Genomic DNA, 14,734 nt, shown 5'->3' on the forward strand with positions numbered 1-14,734 from the left:
CAGATGGTTAAGCAATCGAAGTTAGGTTATATGTGGAAGTACAAGATGCTGTATTTCCTCTCTATTCCAGGCTTGCTGTATTTTCTAGTGTTCAAGTACGTGCCTCTGTTCGGCTCGGTCATCGCGTTTCAGGATTTCAATCTGTTTAGCGGCGTATTCGGCAGTCCGTGGGTGGGCTTCAAGCATTTTGAAAGGATGTTCTCGCATTACGATTTTATCAACATCCTGAAGAATACGCTTCTTCTGGGCATGTATGATATTTTGTTCGCCTTCACGGCTCCGATTATACTGGCGTTGCTGCTGAACGAAGTTCGGCTCATGCTTTACAAAAAAATTATTCAGACTGTCATGTATGCCCCGCACTTTCTCTCTTGGGTCATTGTAAGCGGTATCTTCGTCGGCATTCTGTCGCCGGAATCTGGCGTATTGAACGTTATGATTGGCTGGTTCGGCATTGATCCGATCTACTTCCTGGGGGACGAGTCGTATATTCGAACCATTCTTGTCGGCTCCGGATTATGGCGTGATGTAGGCTGGGGGACGATTATTTATCTGGCTGCCCTGGCAGGCATCAATCCCGACCTGTACGAGGCGGCTGAAATTGACGGAGCGGGCCGTTGGAAGCAGACGCTCAACATTACGCTTCCTGCGCTGCTGCCCGTAGTTACGATTCTGTTCCTGCTCAAAATCGGCGATTTCATGGATTATGGCTTCGAGCGCGTATTCGTCTTCCAAAACCCGCTTAACATTCAGAACAGTGAGATTTTGGACACTTATATATATAAGGCCGGTCTGAGGCAGCTGCAGTTCAGCTACGCGACGGCGATCGGCGTGTTTAAATCGGTTGTGGGCTTGACCTTGCTCATGATTGCCAACACGCTAAGTAAAAAAGCGACGGGAGAATCCTTGTACTAACTCGGGGAGAGGTGTAATTGCAAATGAGACATGCAAGCTTAAGCAGGAAAATATTTATGGTTTCCAACTATTTGTTTTTGACATTACTCGGATTAGCTATGTTCCTGCCGTTTATGAATGTCATCGCCCAGTCGTTCAGCAGCGGCGGAGCGATCGACCGCGGCGAGGTGATGTTCTGGCCGGTGGAGTTCACGACTCACTATTACCAGTATGTATTCGAGGATGTATCGATCTGGAGAGCCTTTGCGATTTCCGTTTACATTACGGTCGTCGGCACGGTCATAAATCTTGCGGCAACTTCCATGTTAGCTTATCCCATTTCACGTCAAGAATATGTAGGTCGGCGTCTGGTTATGATTCTAATCCTGCTGACCATGATTTTCAGCGCTCCTCTAATTCCACAATTTATTTTGATGAGAGAGCTGCATATCACCAATACTCTCTGGGCGCTTATGCTGCCAACCGCGATCAGCGCATTTAATCTGTTTGTCCTTCGTTCCTTCTTTGCTCAGCTGCCCAACGAAATTATCGATGCGGCGAGGATTGACGGCTGCGGAGAAACGCGTACACTATGGAGTATTGTGCTTCCGTTGTCGAAGCCTGCGCTTGCGACGGTTGGTATCTTCTATTCGGTTACGAATTGGAACAAGTATATGGATGCCCTGTACTATATTAATGACCGAAGCTTGTATCCGCTTCAGGTCAAGCTTAGAGAGCTGCTTATTACCGATGACCTGTCGGATACGGGAAATCTGGCGTTTGAAGTCACTTCTCAGTCCGTGCAAGGCGTCCAGATGGCCGTCATTATAGTAGCGACATTGCCGATCATTTTGTTATATCCGTTCCTCCAACGCTTCTTTATTAGCGGCATGCTGATCGGATCAATTAAATCGTAGTCTTGTAAAGGGACCTAAAAAAACGACAAGTCCACACAAAGGGACTCCATTGTTGCACCGTATGGACACTGACTATACTTGAGTTGAGCTTGAAAGCGCTTCAAGAAGTCGTTTTCAACCAATATAAAACGAAACGAGGGGTTAGGCATGACAAGGTTTTTGACTAGAGCCGGCGTGCTGCTTACAACATTCGCCGTGCTGGTTGCATGCTCCGGCAACAATGGGGGGAACGAAGAGGCCAACGCGACAAAGTCTCCAACTGCGACGAACAACGGTAATGAGACTGCGGATGAGAACAAGGAGCCGGTCAAATTCTCCATCTCGATGAGAACGCTGAACGTAGCCTACGTAGAGAAGCATCCTGATATCAATGAAGACAAATACGTCAAGAAGCTAGAAGAAATGACGAACGCGGATTTGGACATTCGATTAATTCCACATAATGAATATCAGGACAAGATGGTTCAAATGTTCGCCACGAACGATATTCCGGATGTTGTGCAAGGCAGCGGCGGTCTGAGCGGAGCAGAGCTGGCTGGAGCTGTCGCGAACGGCGTGTTCCTTCCTCTTAACGATCTGCTGGAAGAGCATGGTCAAGACCTGTTGAAGTTTATTCCCGAGGAAGCTTGGGCTCGCATGACGGATTCCATCACAGGCAACATCTACGGGATTCCGGAAATATTGTCGAATCCGTCGCGCCGCGCAACCTGGATCCGCACGGACCTGCTGGAGAAGGTAGGCAAGGATATTCCGACTACGGTTGAGGAGACGATGGAGGTGCTTCGCGCATTCAAGGAGATCGGCGTAGAGCAGCCGTTCGCGGGCCGTCAAAACTTCAAATATTCCGACACGTTCTTCGGCGCTTACGACGTATTCGGTTACCTGAACCAATTTAAGCTGTTCCCGGACGGACAAGTGAAACCAAGCTTCTTCGATACAGAAAACATGAAAAAAGCGATTCAAGTGTATAAAACGATGTATGACGAAGGTTTGATCAGCAAGGAATTCGCGACGGTGGAAAGTACGGATTTCCGCAGCAACATCACAAGCGGCAAGGTTGGCATGTGGTCGATGAATGCGAATGAGCTTCCAATATGGGGTGCGCAGCTTAAATCCAACGTACCGGAAGCCGAAATCGCTTTAATTCCTTCACCGGTAGGCACAGATGGAAAAGGCGGTTACGCACATTACAATCCGGTGACGCGCTCCTTCTATATTAATGCGGAGGCAAAGGACAAAGCAGCCGATATCGTGAAGTTTTTCAACTGGATGGTTAGCGAGGAAGCCGAACTATTCTTCAGCTTCGGCATTGAAGGCGAAGATTATCAGGTCGTAAACGGAGAGCCAAAGTTCGAGGTTCCAACCGATACGGAAGGCACGGATAAGCTAAGATACCTGAACTACTGGCTGTGGATGGTCCAGGATACAACGTACAATAAGATGGTATCTTCCTTGTCGGACAGCGGCTTGCAAATGATCGATGCTTTCGATAATATGCTATCCAAAGAAGGCCGCAGAGGTATTGAGTTTGATCCGCGTCTCGATGCTCTTATCCAGAATCCGGATCTGACTCCGAAATCCGATGAAATGCCGCCGTTGGTTCTTGAGAAGGTCCTTCGCATTGTATACGGCAAAGACTCCGTTGACTCGTTCGACGACGTGCTGGAGGAATACTTGTCCAAAGGCGGAAATGATGTGATTAAGGAAGCAACGGAACGTTACAACAGCAAAGAAAATGCCTTCGAATAATCGGCTGCTGATCTATTAGCCGCAAGAAGACCCTTCCCGATCAAGGCGCCGCCTTAATCGGGAGGGGCTCCTGCATCGTATGGGCTGGAAATTCGCTTTATTCTCTCACAAGCCACATGAAATGAGGTGCTCCATGTATCGTATTCTTGTCGTCGAAGACGAACCAATGATTCGCAAAGGACTGGAAAAGCTCATTCATCTGGCTTGCAAGGGTAAAGCCGAAATCGAAAGCGCCGCGAACGGAGAAGAAGCGCTTTCGCGCATAAAAGCGCTTCGACCCGATTTTGTGTTCACCGATGTTCGAATGCCGCGTATGGACGGACTGGAGCTGTGCAGGCGGATCAGAGAGCTTCAATATGATATCGATATCGTAGTCGTGTCGGGCTACAGCGACTTCGAGTACGCTCAGAAATGCGTCTCTTACGGGGTCAAGGAATATATATTAAAGCCGGTGACCCGTACGGGAATAGCTGAAGCCGTGCAGAAGTTGATAGATGGCGCGCAAGCCCGCAGAAAAGCCTCTTTTATCTCATTTGAGGAACAGGCGGAGTGGGCGGAGCAGCTGGAGGACGCGCTTTGGCATCTGAATGCCTCGGAGCGCGATCGGACATTGGCGCATCTGAAGGATTATTGCGTAAAGCATTCGTTCCATGCCGTGCAATTGGGACAGCTGCTGCAGGAACTAATCCAGCGTATCGTCAAGCTTCTTAATCGGCGCGATGTGTACACCTTCCCGGAGCAAGGAGCGACCGTAAGTGTGGATGAAAGGAGTCCGGAGGAGGTATTCGAATGGTTCGAGCAGCAATTGGAGGAGATCGCTCGGCAAATTCGAACCAAACGGAGGGGGCATGTCAAGGACCCAGTCGAGGAAGTGAAGGCTTACATCGAGCAGAACCTGTCGAAGGAACTATCGTTGGAGGAAGTGGCGGAACGGCTGGGACTGAATCCATCCTACTTTAGCCAACTGTTCAAGCAGATGACGGATGAGACCTTCGTGCAATACCGGATCAAACGAAGGATGGAGCGGGCCAAGAAGCTTCTGGCGCTGCCTCATTATAAAATTACCGACATCTCGCACGAGGTCGGCTATTCGGACCATCCGTATTTCACGAAAACCTTCAAGAAGGTAACCGGCTTGACGCCGTCGGAGTACCGGGAAATGCTGGGGATTGATTGATGAGGAAAAGCCTGGCGAAGCAAATTTTTGTCTACTTCTTCGTTCTCGTCTTCCTGTCGATGTCTACGGTCGGCATCTTCTCGTATATGGAATCCGCTCGAGCGATCGATAAGCAGGTCGAAAAATATTTTACGACGGTCATCAACAATGCGGCCATGCAGACCGATCGACAGCTGATGATGTTCGAACGGATGTCGGTGTCGATTCTATCCCAGCAGCAAGTGAAGAAGTTTCTCGATATGGACCCGGATGACAGCTATGTTTACTATCAGTTCTCGACCAAAATCCAAAAGGACATCTTCGAGAAAATTCATATTATGTATCCCAATCAAATTAATATGATGTACGTGCTGGGCTATCACGGTCGGACCATCTTCGATGCGAACCAAAACTTCTCCGCTCATAGTGTGGATACGTCGGATAGACTGAAAGAGCTGGATGAGCAGACGGAAGCTAACGGACGTATTTCAATTCTAAGCACAAGTCTGCTCCCTCAGGATGCGGATCGCGTCATTACGGTAGCGCGGAAGATTAGAGGATACTCGACTTATGACATCAAAGGCGTGCTCGCCATCGAGTTTCACGAAGAGCAGCTGACCGACCTGTGGGACCTGATGGACCTTGGCGAAGATGGGTTTTTCTTCATTCTGGACGGTCAAGGCCAGGTCGTCTATGCACCTGATGATGATAGAGTAGACAGTCCGTTTCTGGAGCGGGTATCCGGTAGAATCGTCGAGAACGGCGAACAGAGATTTGTGATCAACGACGGCGAGCAGGAGCGCCTGATTGTATCCCGAAAGTCCGAGTATTCCGGCTGGAGCCTGGCGATCGCCATGCCTCTAGATGAGCTGCGCGAGCCAATCTCAGCGATCCGCACAACAACTGTCACCGTTGGCCTGCTGACGCTGGCGGCAGCGCTTGTGCTTGCCTTGCGATTCGGACGAACGATTGTCAGTCCGATTCGTATTCTCATGAACGGCATGCGGGAGACGGAGAAGGGCAATTGGCAATATGTACAAGTGAAGCCCCGAAAGGATGAAGTGGGCGCACTTGTTCACAGCTATAATCTGATGGTCGGACGGCTGTCGGAAATGATAGACCGGGTGTACGACGCTGAACTCAAAGGGCAAAAGGCGCAGCTTGAGCTAAGAGAACTGCAGCTGGAGCGGCACAGAGCGGAGTATCAGGCGCTGCAGCTGCAGATTAATCCGCATTTCCTGTACAACACGCTGGAGACGATTAATTGTTATGCGATCGTGCAGGATTCCGACGATATCTCGGAGATGGTCGAGGCGCTGGCTTACATGCTTCGATATTCCGTGCAGACGAATTTGGAGGAAAGCACGATCGTCAATGAGCTGAATCACGTTAGAAATTACATGATTATATTGAAGCATCGCATCGGCAGAGAATTTGAGGTCGACGTCGTCATGAAGCCCGAATTGCTGCTGAAGGGCATGGTCCGGCTGACGCTTCAGCCCATCGTGGAGAACATCTTCCAGCATGCGTTCCCGAACGGGATAGAGACTAATCATTTTATTCGAATCGACGCGAAGCAGTCCGAGGGGCGGATCGTCGTTACGGTAGAAGACAACGGCGCGGGCATGTCCGAGGAACGCCTGCGCAAGCTGAGACAGCGTCTGCTTGAGAATCGGTTATCCGACGAACAGGATATAAGCGGCGGCCGCAAACGAGGCGGCATCGGCGTTCTTAACGTTCATCGGCGACTTCAGATGGTTTACGGAGACGAATTCGGCATATCGGTTGACAGCCAGGATGGTCAGGGGACGATTATCTATATTACGATGCCTGATTCTCAATCGATTGGCGTACACAAAGAGATCACTTGGGGAGGAACAAGAAATGAACATTGATTTGACAGGTAAAGTAGCATTGGTAACAGGCGCAAGCGGCGGTATTGGCCGCGGAGTAGCCATCGAGCTGGCAAGGCAAGGAGCGAAGGTAGCCGTTAACTACCTGAGCAGCGTGCAAGGAGCAGAGGAAACGGTAGCCGCAATCCAGGCGATCGGCGGCGAAGCTGTCGCGATCCGCGCAGACGTAACGGACGTGGCGCAAATTAACGATATGGTAGCTCAGGTCGAGAAGGCCTTCGGCGCACCTATCGATATTCTTGTCAACAACGCTGGTCATCTGGTTCAGCGGCTTGCTAATGCCGAGATGACAGAAGAGCTTTACAATAAAATTATGGACGTCAATATGAAGAGCACCGTATTTGTCAGCAAGGCGGTCATTCCAGGCATGAAGAAGCTTGGAGGCGGACGAATCGTTAATTTGACCTCCATCGCGGCTCATAACGGCGGTGGACCAGGCGCTTCCATCTACGCGGCGAGCAAAGCTGCGGTATTGTCTTATTCCAAAGGCTTGGCTAAAGAGCTGGCTGGTGATGGCATTCTGGTTAACGCGATTTCGCCTGGCTTTATTGGCGGCACGGCATTCCATGCAACCTTTACCCCTGACGCGGCCAGACAAGCGACGATTCAAGGTATTCCGCTGAAGAGAGAAGGCACGCCGGAGGATGTTGCGGGAGCCGTCCTGTACCTCGTATCGGAGCTGTCGGCATACTTGACGGGAGAAACGATCGAGATCAACGGCGGAATGTTTATGCGATGATGAATCTACAAGGGCAAACCAAAGGACAGGCAGGACACCAGGCTGCACTAAACCGGCTGAAGAAGGAATTGGATCAAGCGATGGCGCGCGAGGCTTCCATTCCTATGGAGCCAGGCGGCTGGTGGCATCAGTATGTATGTCCCACCCATCATACAGAGCTGCTGTTTGACGAGCTTCGCGAGGATGACGGACGCTACCACTGTCCATATGGCTGCGTGCTGGAGCGGGAGCCGTATCATGGCGCATGGCTGGTGTATCGTCACCAGCTATGGGCCAGACGCTCGCTGAAGGCGGCTGCGGTATACGCCGCAACGAAGGAGCTTGCATACGGGAGCTATGGGCGCGATATTATTAGCGCTTATGCCAAGCAGTTTCCCCTGTATCCCGTTCATCCCGATGCGCAGCCTTGGATGCTGAAGGGCCGCGCCTTCCATCAGGCGCTGACCGAGGCGATCTGGGCAACCACGCTTCTCCAGGCCTATCTGCTGCTGCAGGACGCGGGACTGGCGTTCGGGGAAGCGCAAGCCGATATTACAACATTTATCGGCATGCTGGAGAGCAGCATGGAGCAATATCATCATATTCTGACGATCGAAAGAAACCAGCCTGAGAATAACTACACAGCCTGGCTGAATGCGGCGTTAAGCTGCGTATACGCGGTCAAGCAGGACCACGCGAAGCTTGATAGTCTGCTTGAGCGCAAGGGCGGCATCCGGAACCATCTGGAAATCGCGATTTTGAACGATGGTCTGGAATTCGAAGGTAGCGTCTATTATCACGTTTTTGTGCTTCGCGCTTATTTGATAACGGTGGAGATGCTGAAGCGCTTCGACATCGACGGCTTCGAGATCAAGGCGGAGGGCTCGCGTCATATCGAAGGCATGCTGGATGTTCTGATCCGCCTGGCCGAAGAAGATGGCCGTCTTCCAGCGACACATGATGGACCGTATGGAAGAATGCCTTATACGCTTGAGATCATTGAAGTGTTCGAGAAGGGCTTGGCGAAATATCAAAAGCCTGAATATTGGAAATTATTAAACTATTATTATGAAACAATGGGGCAGGGGAACAGCGAGGCGCTCCAATCATCGGAGCCGTGGGCCTATCGAAACGCTGGTCTCGAAGCGCTGCTGTACCGTCAGTGGACGGGCGAGGAGATTAGCCTTGAGAATCCGCCAGCCGCTTCCTCCGCTCTGCTTCCGGACAGCGGGTTTGCCTGGCTGAGACATGCCGGCAATCCTCTTACGGCCATGGTGGATTTTGGTCCGCACGGCGGCTCGCATGGCCACTTCGACAAGCTGAATGTGATGTTGAGCTTGAACGGCAAGCCTATTTCACCAGACAGAGGAACCGTTCCTTATGGATCGGTGCTCAAGAAGAGCTGGTATCCGGCAACCGCGTGCCATAACACGGTCAGCGTGAATGGACAGTCTCAGCAAGAAGCAGAGGGACGCTGCCTGTCCTTTGTGGAAGAGAAGGCCTATACCGCAATGACGATGTCAGTGGACGGCACTTATCCTGGAGCAACTCTTGTCCGCCATCTGCTCGTGAGCGCAGATTATATCGTGGACTGGTACCAGATTGGACTGGCTGAGCCGGGCGAGATTGACTGGTGGTTCCACTTCATCGGCGAACCGTCGGTAGAGGGCTGGGACTTCACCGCGACTCCGGCCGCTCTGGGCCAGGACAACGGCTACGAATATGTACGTTCGCTTGCGCAATGGAGCAAGACAACTTCGGCAGTAGCGAATGCAGACGTCATGGCCCGTGTTAAGATATCGGGGTTGGAAGGCGGCAATAGCCTGTCGTCCGCGGTTGCCCTCTCGGAGAATGCGGCAGCATATCTGGTGGAATCCCCTGGACTTGCGGATGACCCCAGTGTCATGATGAAGGGTGTTCTCGTCCGGACAGCGGGAGCTAGTGCCGATGTGGCAGCCGTATATGCCGCCGGCGACAAGGAGCTGGACGTTCGTCTCCAGCCTCTGGATGAGAGCGGAGCAAGCGGCGAGAAGAAGCTTACCGTGCGCATTGGCAATGAGCAGATCAGCTATCAATTAACCGCAGATGGAATCAGGGAGATGAGCCTATGAATACCCTCAAGCTATTTGAACCGCAAAGCGGTATATTGTCTGTCCCATATGAACCGAACGATCAAAGCAAGCTGCTGGAGAATCCGCCTCGCTTCACGTGGATGCCCGCGCTCGCGGAAGGCGATTGTTATGCACTGCAGTACTCCAGCTCGCCCGACTTCAAGACGGGGGATACCGTTACGGTTCGCAATATCCCGTACAACCTGTATACGCCGTCCGAAGCGCTGGAGCCCGGCTCCTATTATTGGCGTTACGCGCTGGAGGGCGGACGCCCGGCTTCCAGCCGCAGCGGTTCTCAGGCATGCAGCGTATCCAAAACCGTTGGCGGAGACCTGGATGGGTCAATCGGCAGCAGCTGGAGCGTGGTAAGGAGTTTTCAAGTACCGGAAGGCTTGCCTGAAACGCCGCTTCCTGATCGAGACGGCCGCTACAGCTCCACCATCGCGACGCATCCACGTCTATGGCTGAATCAAGACGGACTTCTAAACCTTCGGGAGCGTATCGCGGCAGACCCCGCTTATGCGGGCTGGGACATATTCATGGAGCGCTCCGTCCAGCCATGGCTGGAGCGCGAGCTGATTGCCGAGCCGGCTCCATATCCCGATAACAAGCGTGTGGCTGTACTATGGCGCCGCATGTACATGGATTGCCAGGAGACGCTGTATGCGATTCGCCATCTGAGTGTTGCCGGTGTGGTGCTGCAGGACGAGACGATCTTGGAGGCGGCGAAGAAGTGGCTGCTGCATGCCGCCTCGTGGAATGTTGAAGGCACGACGTCGCGCGATTATAACGACGAATCCTCCTTCCGGATCGCGGGCGCGCTTGCCTGGGGTTACGACTGGCTGCACGATGTGCTGAATGAGGAGGAGCGGAAGGCTGTGCGTGAAGCGCTGCTGGAGCGCGCGAGACAAGTTGCGTTCCATGTCATCGACCGCTCCCGCATTCATCAGGTGCCGTTCGACAGTCATGCCGTTCGATCGCTTTCTTCGGTATTGGTGCCTGCAGCCATCGCTTTGCTGCATGAAGAGCCGGAAGCGCTGGAATGGCTGGACTATACGCTGGAGTATTACGCTTGCCTGTATTCGCCATGGGGCGGAGAGGACGGCGGCTGGGCGGAAGGTCCTATGTACTGGACGACGGGCATGGCCTACTTGATCGATGCGCTGAACCTGGTTCGCAATTACTGCGGCATTGACATCTATAAGCGGCCGTTCTTCTCGAAGACGGGAGATTTCCCGCTGTACTGCAACAGCCCAGATACAACAAGAGCAAGCTTCGGCGATCAGTCCTCGCTGGGAGATCGTCCTATTCTGAAGACGGGCTACAACATCCGTCAGTTCGCCGGTATTACCGGCAACGGCCTGTATCAGTGGTATTATGAGCAGACGCTGGACAACGATCCCGACCCGGACTCCAAGTTCTATAACTATGGCTGGTGGGACTTCCGCTTCGACAGCGTCATGTTCCGCCATGATTATCCCGAGGTAGCGCCGGTTATCCCGGATGAGAGCGTTATCGAGCCTGTGAAGTGGTTCCGAGACATCGGCTGGGTCGCGATGCATCACCGCATGCATGAGCCGTCTGAGCATGTCATGCTGCTGGCGAAGAGCAGCCCTTATGGCTCCATCAGCCACAGCCATGGCGATCAGAATGGCTTCCTCATTCACGCGTTCGGCGAGCCGCTGGCGATCGAAAGCGGCTATTATGTAGCGTTCGGCAGCACGATGCACCGAAATTGGCGGAGGCAGACCCGTTCCACCAATGCGCTGCTTATTGACGGACAAGGGCAGTATGCTGGAACAAACAAGGTGCTCGCTATGGAAGCGGCCGGGGTTGTGCAGGAAGCATGGCACAAGGATGGGATCAGCTATTGCAGAAGCGACGCAACGGCAGCTTACAATGAGACGGTGCCGTATGTGAAGCGCTGCATGCGCGAGATTTATTTTATCGACCAATCCTATTTCGTGATCGTGGATTATGTGGACCTGGAGCAGAAGGGCAAGGTGGAATGGCTGCTGCATACGATGAACCAAATGACATTATCCTCCAATGCGTTCCTGGTCAATGGAACTAAGGCGGATATGGATGTGCGGTTCGTATACAGCTCGTCGGGCAGCCTGTCGCTTCGCCAGCATGACGAATTCACCGATGTGGAGCCTTCCGAATATGAGGGGCTTCCGAAGCAGTGGCATCTGCATGCCGAGACGAAGGAAGCACGGAGCCATAGGCTTGTATCGCTGCTTGTCCCAATGAAGAAGGGCGACTCCAAGTTCGTCTCGCACTTCATGGACGATCAGGACCACGGCGTGCATCTGTACTTCACGAACGAAGCAGGCAAGACACGCAAGATTGAGGTTGCGAAGGCTTATTAATGAGCATGGCATGATACAATAAAAATAAAACAAAGCCCGATCGGCATTTACTTTAGCCGATCGGGCTTTCTGCATTTCCGATTACAAAGCACAGAATGACCTAAATCTAAACACTCATATCTCTCCACATCATCAGCGCCGCACCTGTTGCTACGGCATCCTCTCTAAGAATGCCCTTGGAAAAATGCGGTGTATACTCGGGATAATGATAAGTGTTGTCGATCGCAACTTCAATTGCCGTCCGATAGAACGATTCATGCGAATTGATTAAGGTTCCGCCAAGAACGATGCACTCTGGATGGAAGATATTAATCAGGTTCGCCAGCCCGATACCCAGATGCCTAGCGGACTTGAGGAACAATTCCAGCGTAACAGGGTTTTCCAATGCCAATTCACTCAATAACAAGTCGTATCTGATATCCTCCGGTCTAACGGCGGAGCGGCTAATCAGGCCGACCCTCCCAAGCTTGGCTTCGGATTGCGCCTTTCGTTCAATGGCCTGAACCGATACATAGGCTTCAAGAGCTCCATAATTGCCTTTGTCATGAAGCCTTGGGCCGTCTGTTTGAATGATCATCTGACCGATGGAGCCTTCTCTGTCAACCGATCCATGAACAATATGACCATAGGACATCATAGAGGACCGCAGACTAACGCCGGCATGTACGTAGAGCATATGCTGCAGCTGGGATTCCCGCATTGCCCAGTTCTCGCCGAGCAGCGCGGTGTTGGCGCCATTGTCCAGCTTGGCCATTATTCCGATTTGCTCCTCAATGAGCTTGCAGATCGGGACGTTCATCCAGCCTTTGGCCGGGAAGTAGAGCGGATTCAGAATAATTCCCGCATCTCTGTCCAGAGGACCGACCGCTCCAATGCCAATCCCTTTAATTCGTTCAATCGTTAATTTGTGATCGAGCAGGAGCGACCGGATCGTTGTCGCTGCTTGCTTGATGAATTTCTCGGGGGTCATATCTTCATCCATTCTCCATCTGGTAATGGACATGGGGTTCATGGCCATATCGTACAAGCCCAAGGTGGAGTAAAAGCGAGAGATTTCAAGCCCGAAGAAGTAACCCCAGGACGGATTGATCCGGAATAGAATCGGCTTTCTTCCCCCATTTGAAGGGCCGAATCCTGATTCTATAATAAGCTTCTCGGAAAGAAGCTCATCGATTAAGCGGTTCATGGTACTTGTTTTAATGTCGAACAAGGGCATGAGATCTCCCTTTGATACGGTGCCTTGCTTCGCGATGCGCTCATAGAGCGCTTTTTTGGTTGTGAGCCGGTTTAGTGCTATATCCATCATTCGATCCCTGCTTATCGCGTGTTTTCAGTTCCCCCTTAATGATAACCGATAAGATTCAGGCAAGCTATCTTATCGTATAGGAACAGATCTTTTTGCGGAAAATGAAAAAACTATTTAATTTCCAAGTATTCCGATACCGTTTTGGAGCTATAAACGAATGATATTAATCCCTTATGAGGATCATCATCATATCTTATAGCTTTTTCTTCGCATACTTTATTCCAAAATGAAAAAAAGATGATATACTAATAGCATCTAAGGAAATCATTAGACACCGAAAAAGATAGGGGATGTCAGGTATGAAAACCGAAAAAGGTGTGCTGTGGACGATCTTTCTGACCTTTCTGAAAATAGGGCCTGTTACGTTTGGCGGAGGGTACGCGATGATTCCCGTTATAGAGCGGGAGGTCGTCGAGAAGCGCAAGTGGCTGGAAACGCGGGATATCGCAGACATCTTCGCCGTGGCCGAATCGATACCCGGGGCAATCGGTATTAATTCCGCGACGTTTATCGGCTATCGGGTCGCAGGCATTAGAGGAGCGCTCGCGGCCATGATCGGCATACTGCTCCCTACCTTCTGCATTATATTGCTGCTGTCGCTGTTCTTTCTGCAGATGAAGGGACATCCGAAGATGGAGGCCGCCTTCATCTCGATTAGAGCCACGATCGTTGCACTGATTGCTTATGCTGCTATTAAAATCGGCAAAACCGCATTGGTGGATAAAACCTCGGCGGTTTTAATCTTGCTTACCGTCATCGTCATGTATTTCGGACATTCGTTTATTCATCCGGTATTGCTTATTGCAGGCGGGGCGGCTGCCGGGATCGGTATCATTATGCTGAAGCAGAAGCTGGGCCGCAAGACTCCATTAACGAAACGAACGAAACGAACGAAACGAACGAAACAAGAACCGATATTTGATTATATGATTTAAAGGGGCTGGCTCTATGCTGCAGTTACTTCTAGAGTTATTTGCGACTTTTTTTCTAATTGGCATGGTGTCGTTCGGCGGAGGTTATGCCATGATCCCGCTCATCCAGGAGGAAGCGGTCAATCGTCATGAATGGCTGGATGCTCAGCAGTTTACGGACATTATCGCGATTGCGGGCATGTCGCCTGGGCCGATCGCGACCAATATCGCTATATTCATCGGTATGCAGGAAGCGGGATTGCTGGGGGCCATCGTCGCTGCGGCAGGCATGGTGCTGCCATCCCTGTTCATTATCGTCTGCGTCGGGGTTGTGTTTTTCAAGATCTATCAGAACAAATGGCTGCAATCGTCCTTCTATGGCTTAAGAGCTATCATTACGGGACTTATTATATATGCGGCGATCCTGTTTGCCGTTAACAATGGTCTCGTCGGGGAGTTGTCCTGGTTCACGGCATCGCAGCTTCTCATCTTCTTGGGTTCGCTTGCCGCATTATTATTATTCCGCAAGCATCCGGTATACGTTATTATAGCCTCAGGGCTTATTGGAATAGCCATCTACGGTTAGTTGCATGTAAGTCGGCTGTTAAATCACAGAGATCACGAGGAGGCCTTTCATTGGACAACCACAACAAACCAGCATGCTGCTCGGCGTCCCGAAGTGAAGTG

The 14,734-nt window shown here is 51.5% G+C and carries 11 protein-coding genes; 10 read left to right on the forward strand and 1 reads right to left on the reverse strand.

Annotated features, from left to right (window positions below):
- Window positions 1–3: 3 nt before the first annotated feature.
- The 8 genes from NQZ67_RS02250 to NQZ67_RS02285 all read left to right on the forward strand — a co-directional run bounded on the left by NQZ67_RS02250 (window position 4) and on the right by NQZ67_RS02285 (window position 11,830).
- Window positions 4–915, forward strand: a complete 912-nt coding sequence (locus NQZ67_RS02250; RefSeq protein WP_257442338.1) for an ABC transporter permease — start codon at window positions 4–6, stop codon at window positions 913–915.
- A 23-nt stretch (window positions 916–938) separates the two neighbouring features.
- Complete coding sequence (locus tag NQZ67_RS02255) at window positions 939–1,811, forward strand: carbohydrate ABC transporter permease (protein WP_257442418.1); 873 nt, start codon at window positions 939–941, stop codon at window positions 1,809–1,811.
- A gap of 147 nt (window positions 1,812–1,958) precedes the next feature.
- Window positions 1,959–3,560: an extracellular solute-binding protein gene (locus NQZ67_RS02260; RefSeq protein ID WP_257442340.1), complete on the forward strand. Its 1,602-nt coding sequence runs from the start codon at window positions 1,959–1,961 to the stop codon at window positions 3,558–3,560.
- A 133-nt stretch (window positions 3,561–3,693) separates the two neighbouring features.
- Window positions 3,694–4,737, forward strand: a complete 1,044-nt coding sequence (locus tag NQZ67_RS02265) for a response regulator transcription factor (protein ID WP_257442342.1) — start codon at window positions 3,694–3,696, stop codon at window positions 4,735–4,737.
- Complete coding sequence (locus NQZ67_RS02270; protein ID WP_257442344.1) at window positions 4,737–6,611, forward strand: sensor histidine kinase; 1,875 nt, start codon at window positions 4,737–4,739, stop codon at window positions 6,609–6,611. The genes NQZ67_RS02265 and NQZ67_RS02270 overlap by 1 nt, the downstream gene beginning before the upstream one ends.
- The gene (locus NQZ67_RS02275) at window positions 6,601–7,368 is read left to right on the forward strand and encodes an SDR family NAD(P)-dependent oxidoreductase (protein ID WP_257442345.1); all 768 of its coding nucleotides are present in this window, start codon (window positions 6,601–6,603) and stop codon (window positions 7,366–7,368) included. Before NQZ67_RS02270 ends, NQZ67_RS02275 begins: the two co-directional genes overlap by 11 nt.
- Window positions 7,365–9,458 (forward strand): heparinase II/III family protein, encoded by a 2,094-nt coding sequence (locus tag NQZ67_RS02280; protein ID WP_257442346.1) that lies wholly within the window; start codon window positions 7,365–7,367, stop codon window positions 9,456–9,458. Before NQZ67_RS02275 ends, NQZ67_RS02280 begins: the two co-directional genes overlap by 4 nt.
- Window positions 9,455–11,830 (forward strand): DUF4962 domain-containing protein, encoded by a 2,376-nt coding sequence (locus NQZ67_RS02285; protein WP_257442348.1) that lies wholly within the window; start codon window positions 9,455–9,457, stop codon window positions 11,828–11,830. The genes NQZ67_RS02280 and NQZ67_RS02285 overlap by 4 nt, the downstream gene beginning before the upstream one ends.
- Before the next feature lie 106 nt (window positions 11,831–11,936).
- On the opposite strand, the gene NQZ67_RS02290 is transcribed toward NQZ67_RS02285, so the two are convergent.
- The gene (locus NQZ67_RS02290; RefSeq protein ID WP_306812647.1) at window positions 11,937–13,136 is read right to left on the reverse strand and encodes an ROK family protein; all 1,200 of its coding nucleotides are present in this window, start codon (window positions 13,134–13,136) and stop codon (window positions 11,937–11,939) included.
- Window positions 13,137–13,435: 299 nt separating this feature from the next.
- Here NQZ67_RS02290 and NQZ67_RS02295 point away from each other — a divergent pair, with 299 nt between their 5' ends.
- Window positions 13,436–14,071 carry a chromate transporter gene (locus NQZ67_RS02295; protein ID WP_257442349.1) on the forward strand — a complete coding sequence of 212 codons (636 nt, stop codon included), beginning with the start codon at window positions 13,436–13,438 and terminating at the stop codon, window positions 14,069–14,071.
- A 13-nt stretch (window positions 14,072–14,084) separates the two neighbouring features.
- The gene (locus NQZ67_RS02300; RefSeq protein WP_257442350.1) at window positions 14,085–14,633 is read left to right on the forward strand and encodes a chromate transporter; all 549 of its coding nucleotides are present in this window, start codon (window positions 14,085–14,087) and stop codon (window positions 14,631–14,633) included.
- Window positions 14,634–14,734: the final 101 nt, after the last annotated feature.

This window comes from Paenibacillus soyae, assembly GCF_024623455.1.
Lineage (GTDB): Bacteria > Bacillota > Bacilli > Paenibacillales > Paenibacillaceae > Pristimantibacillus > Pristimantibacillus soyae.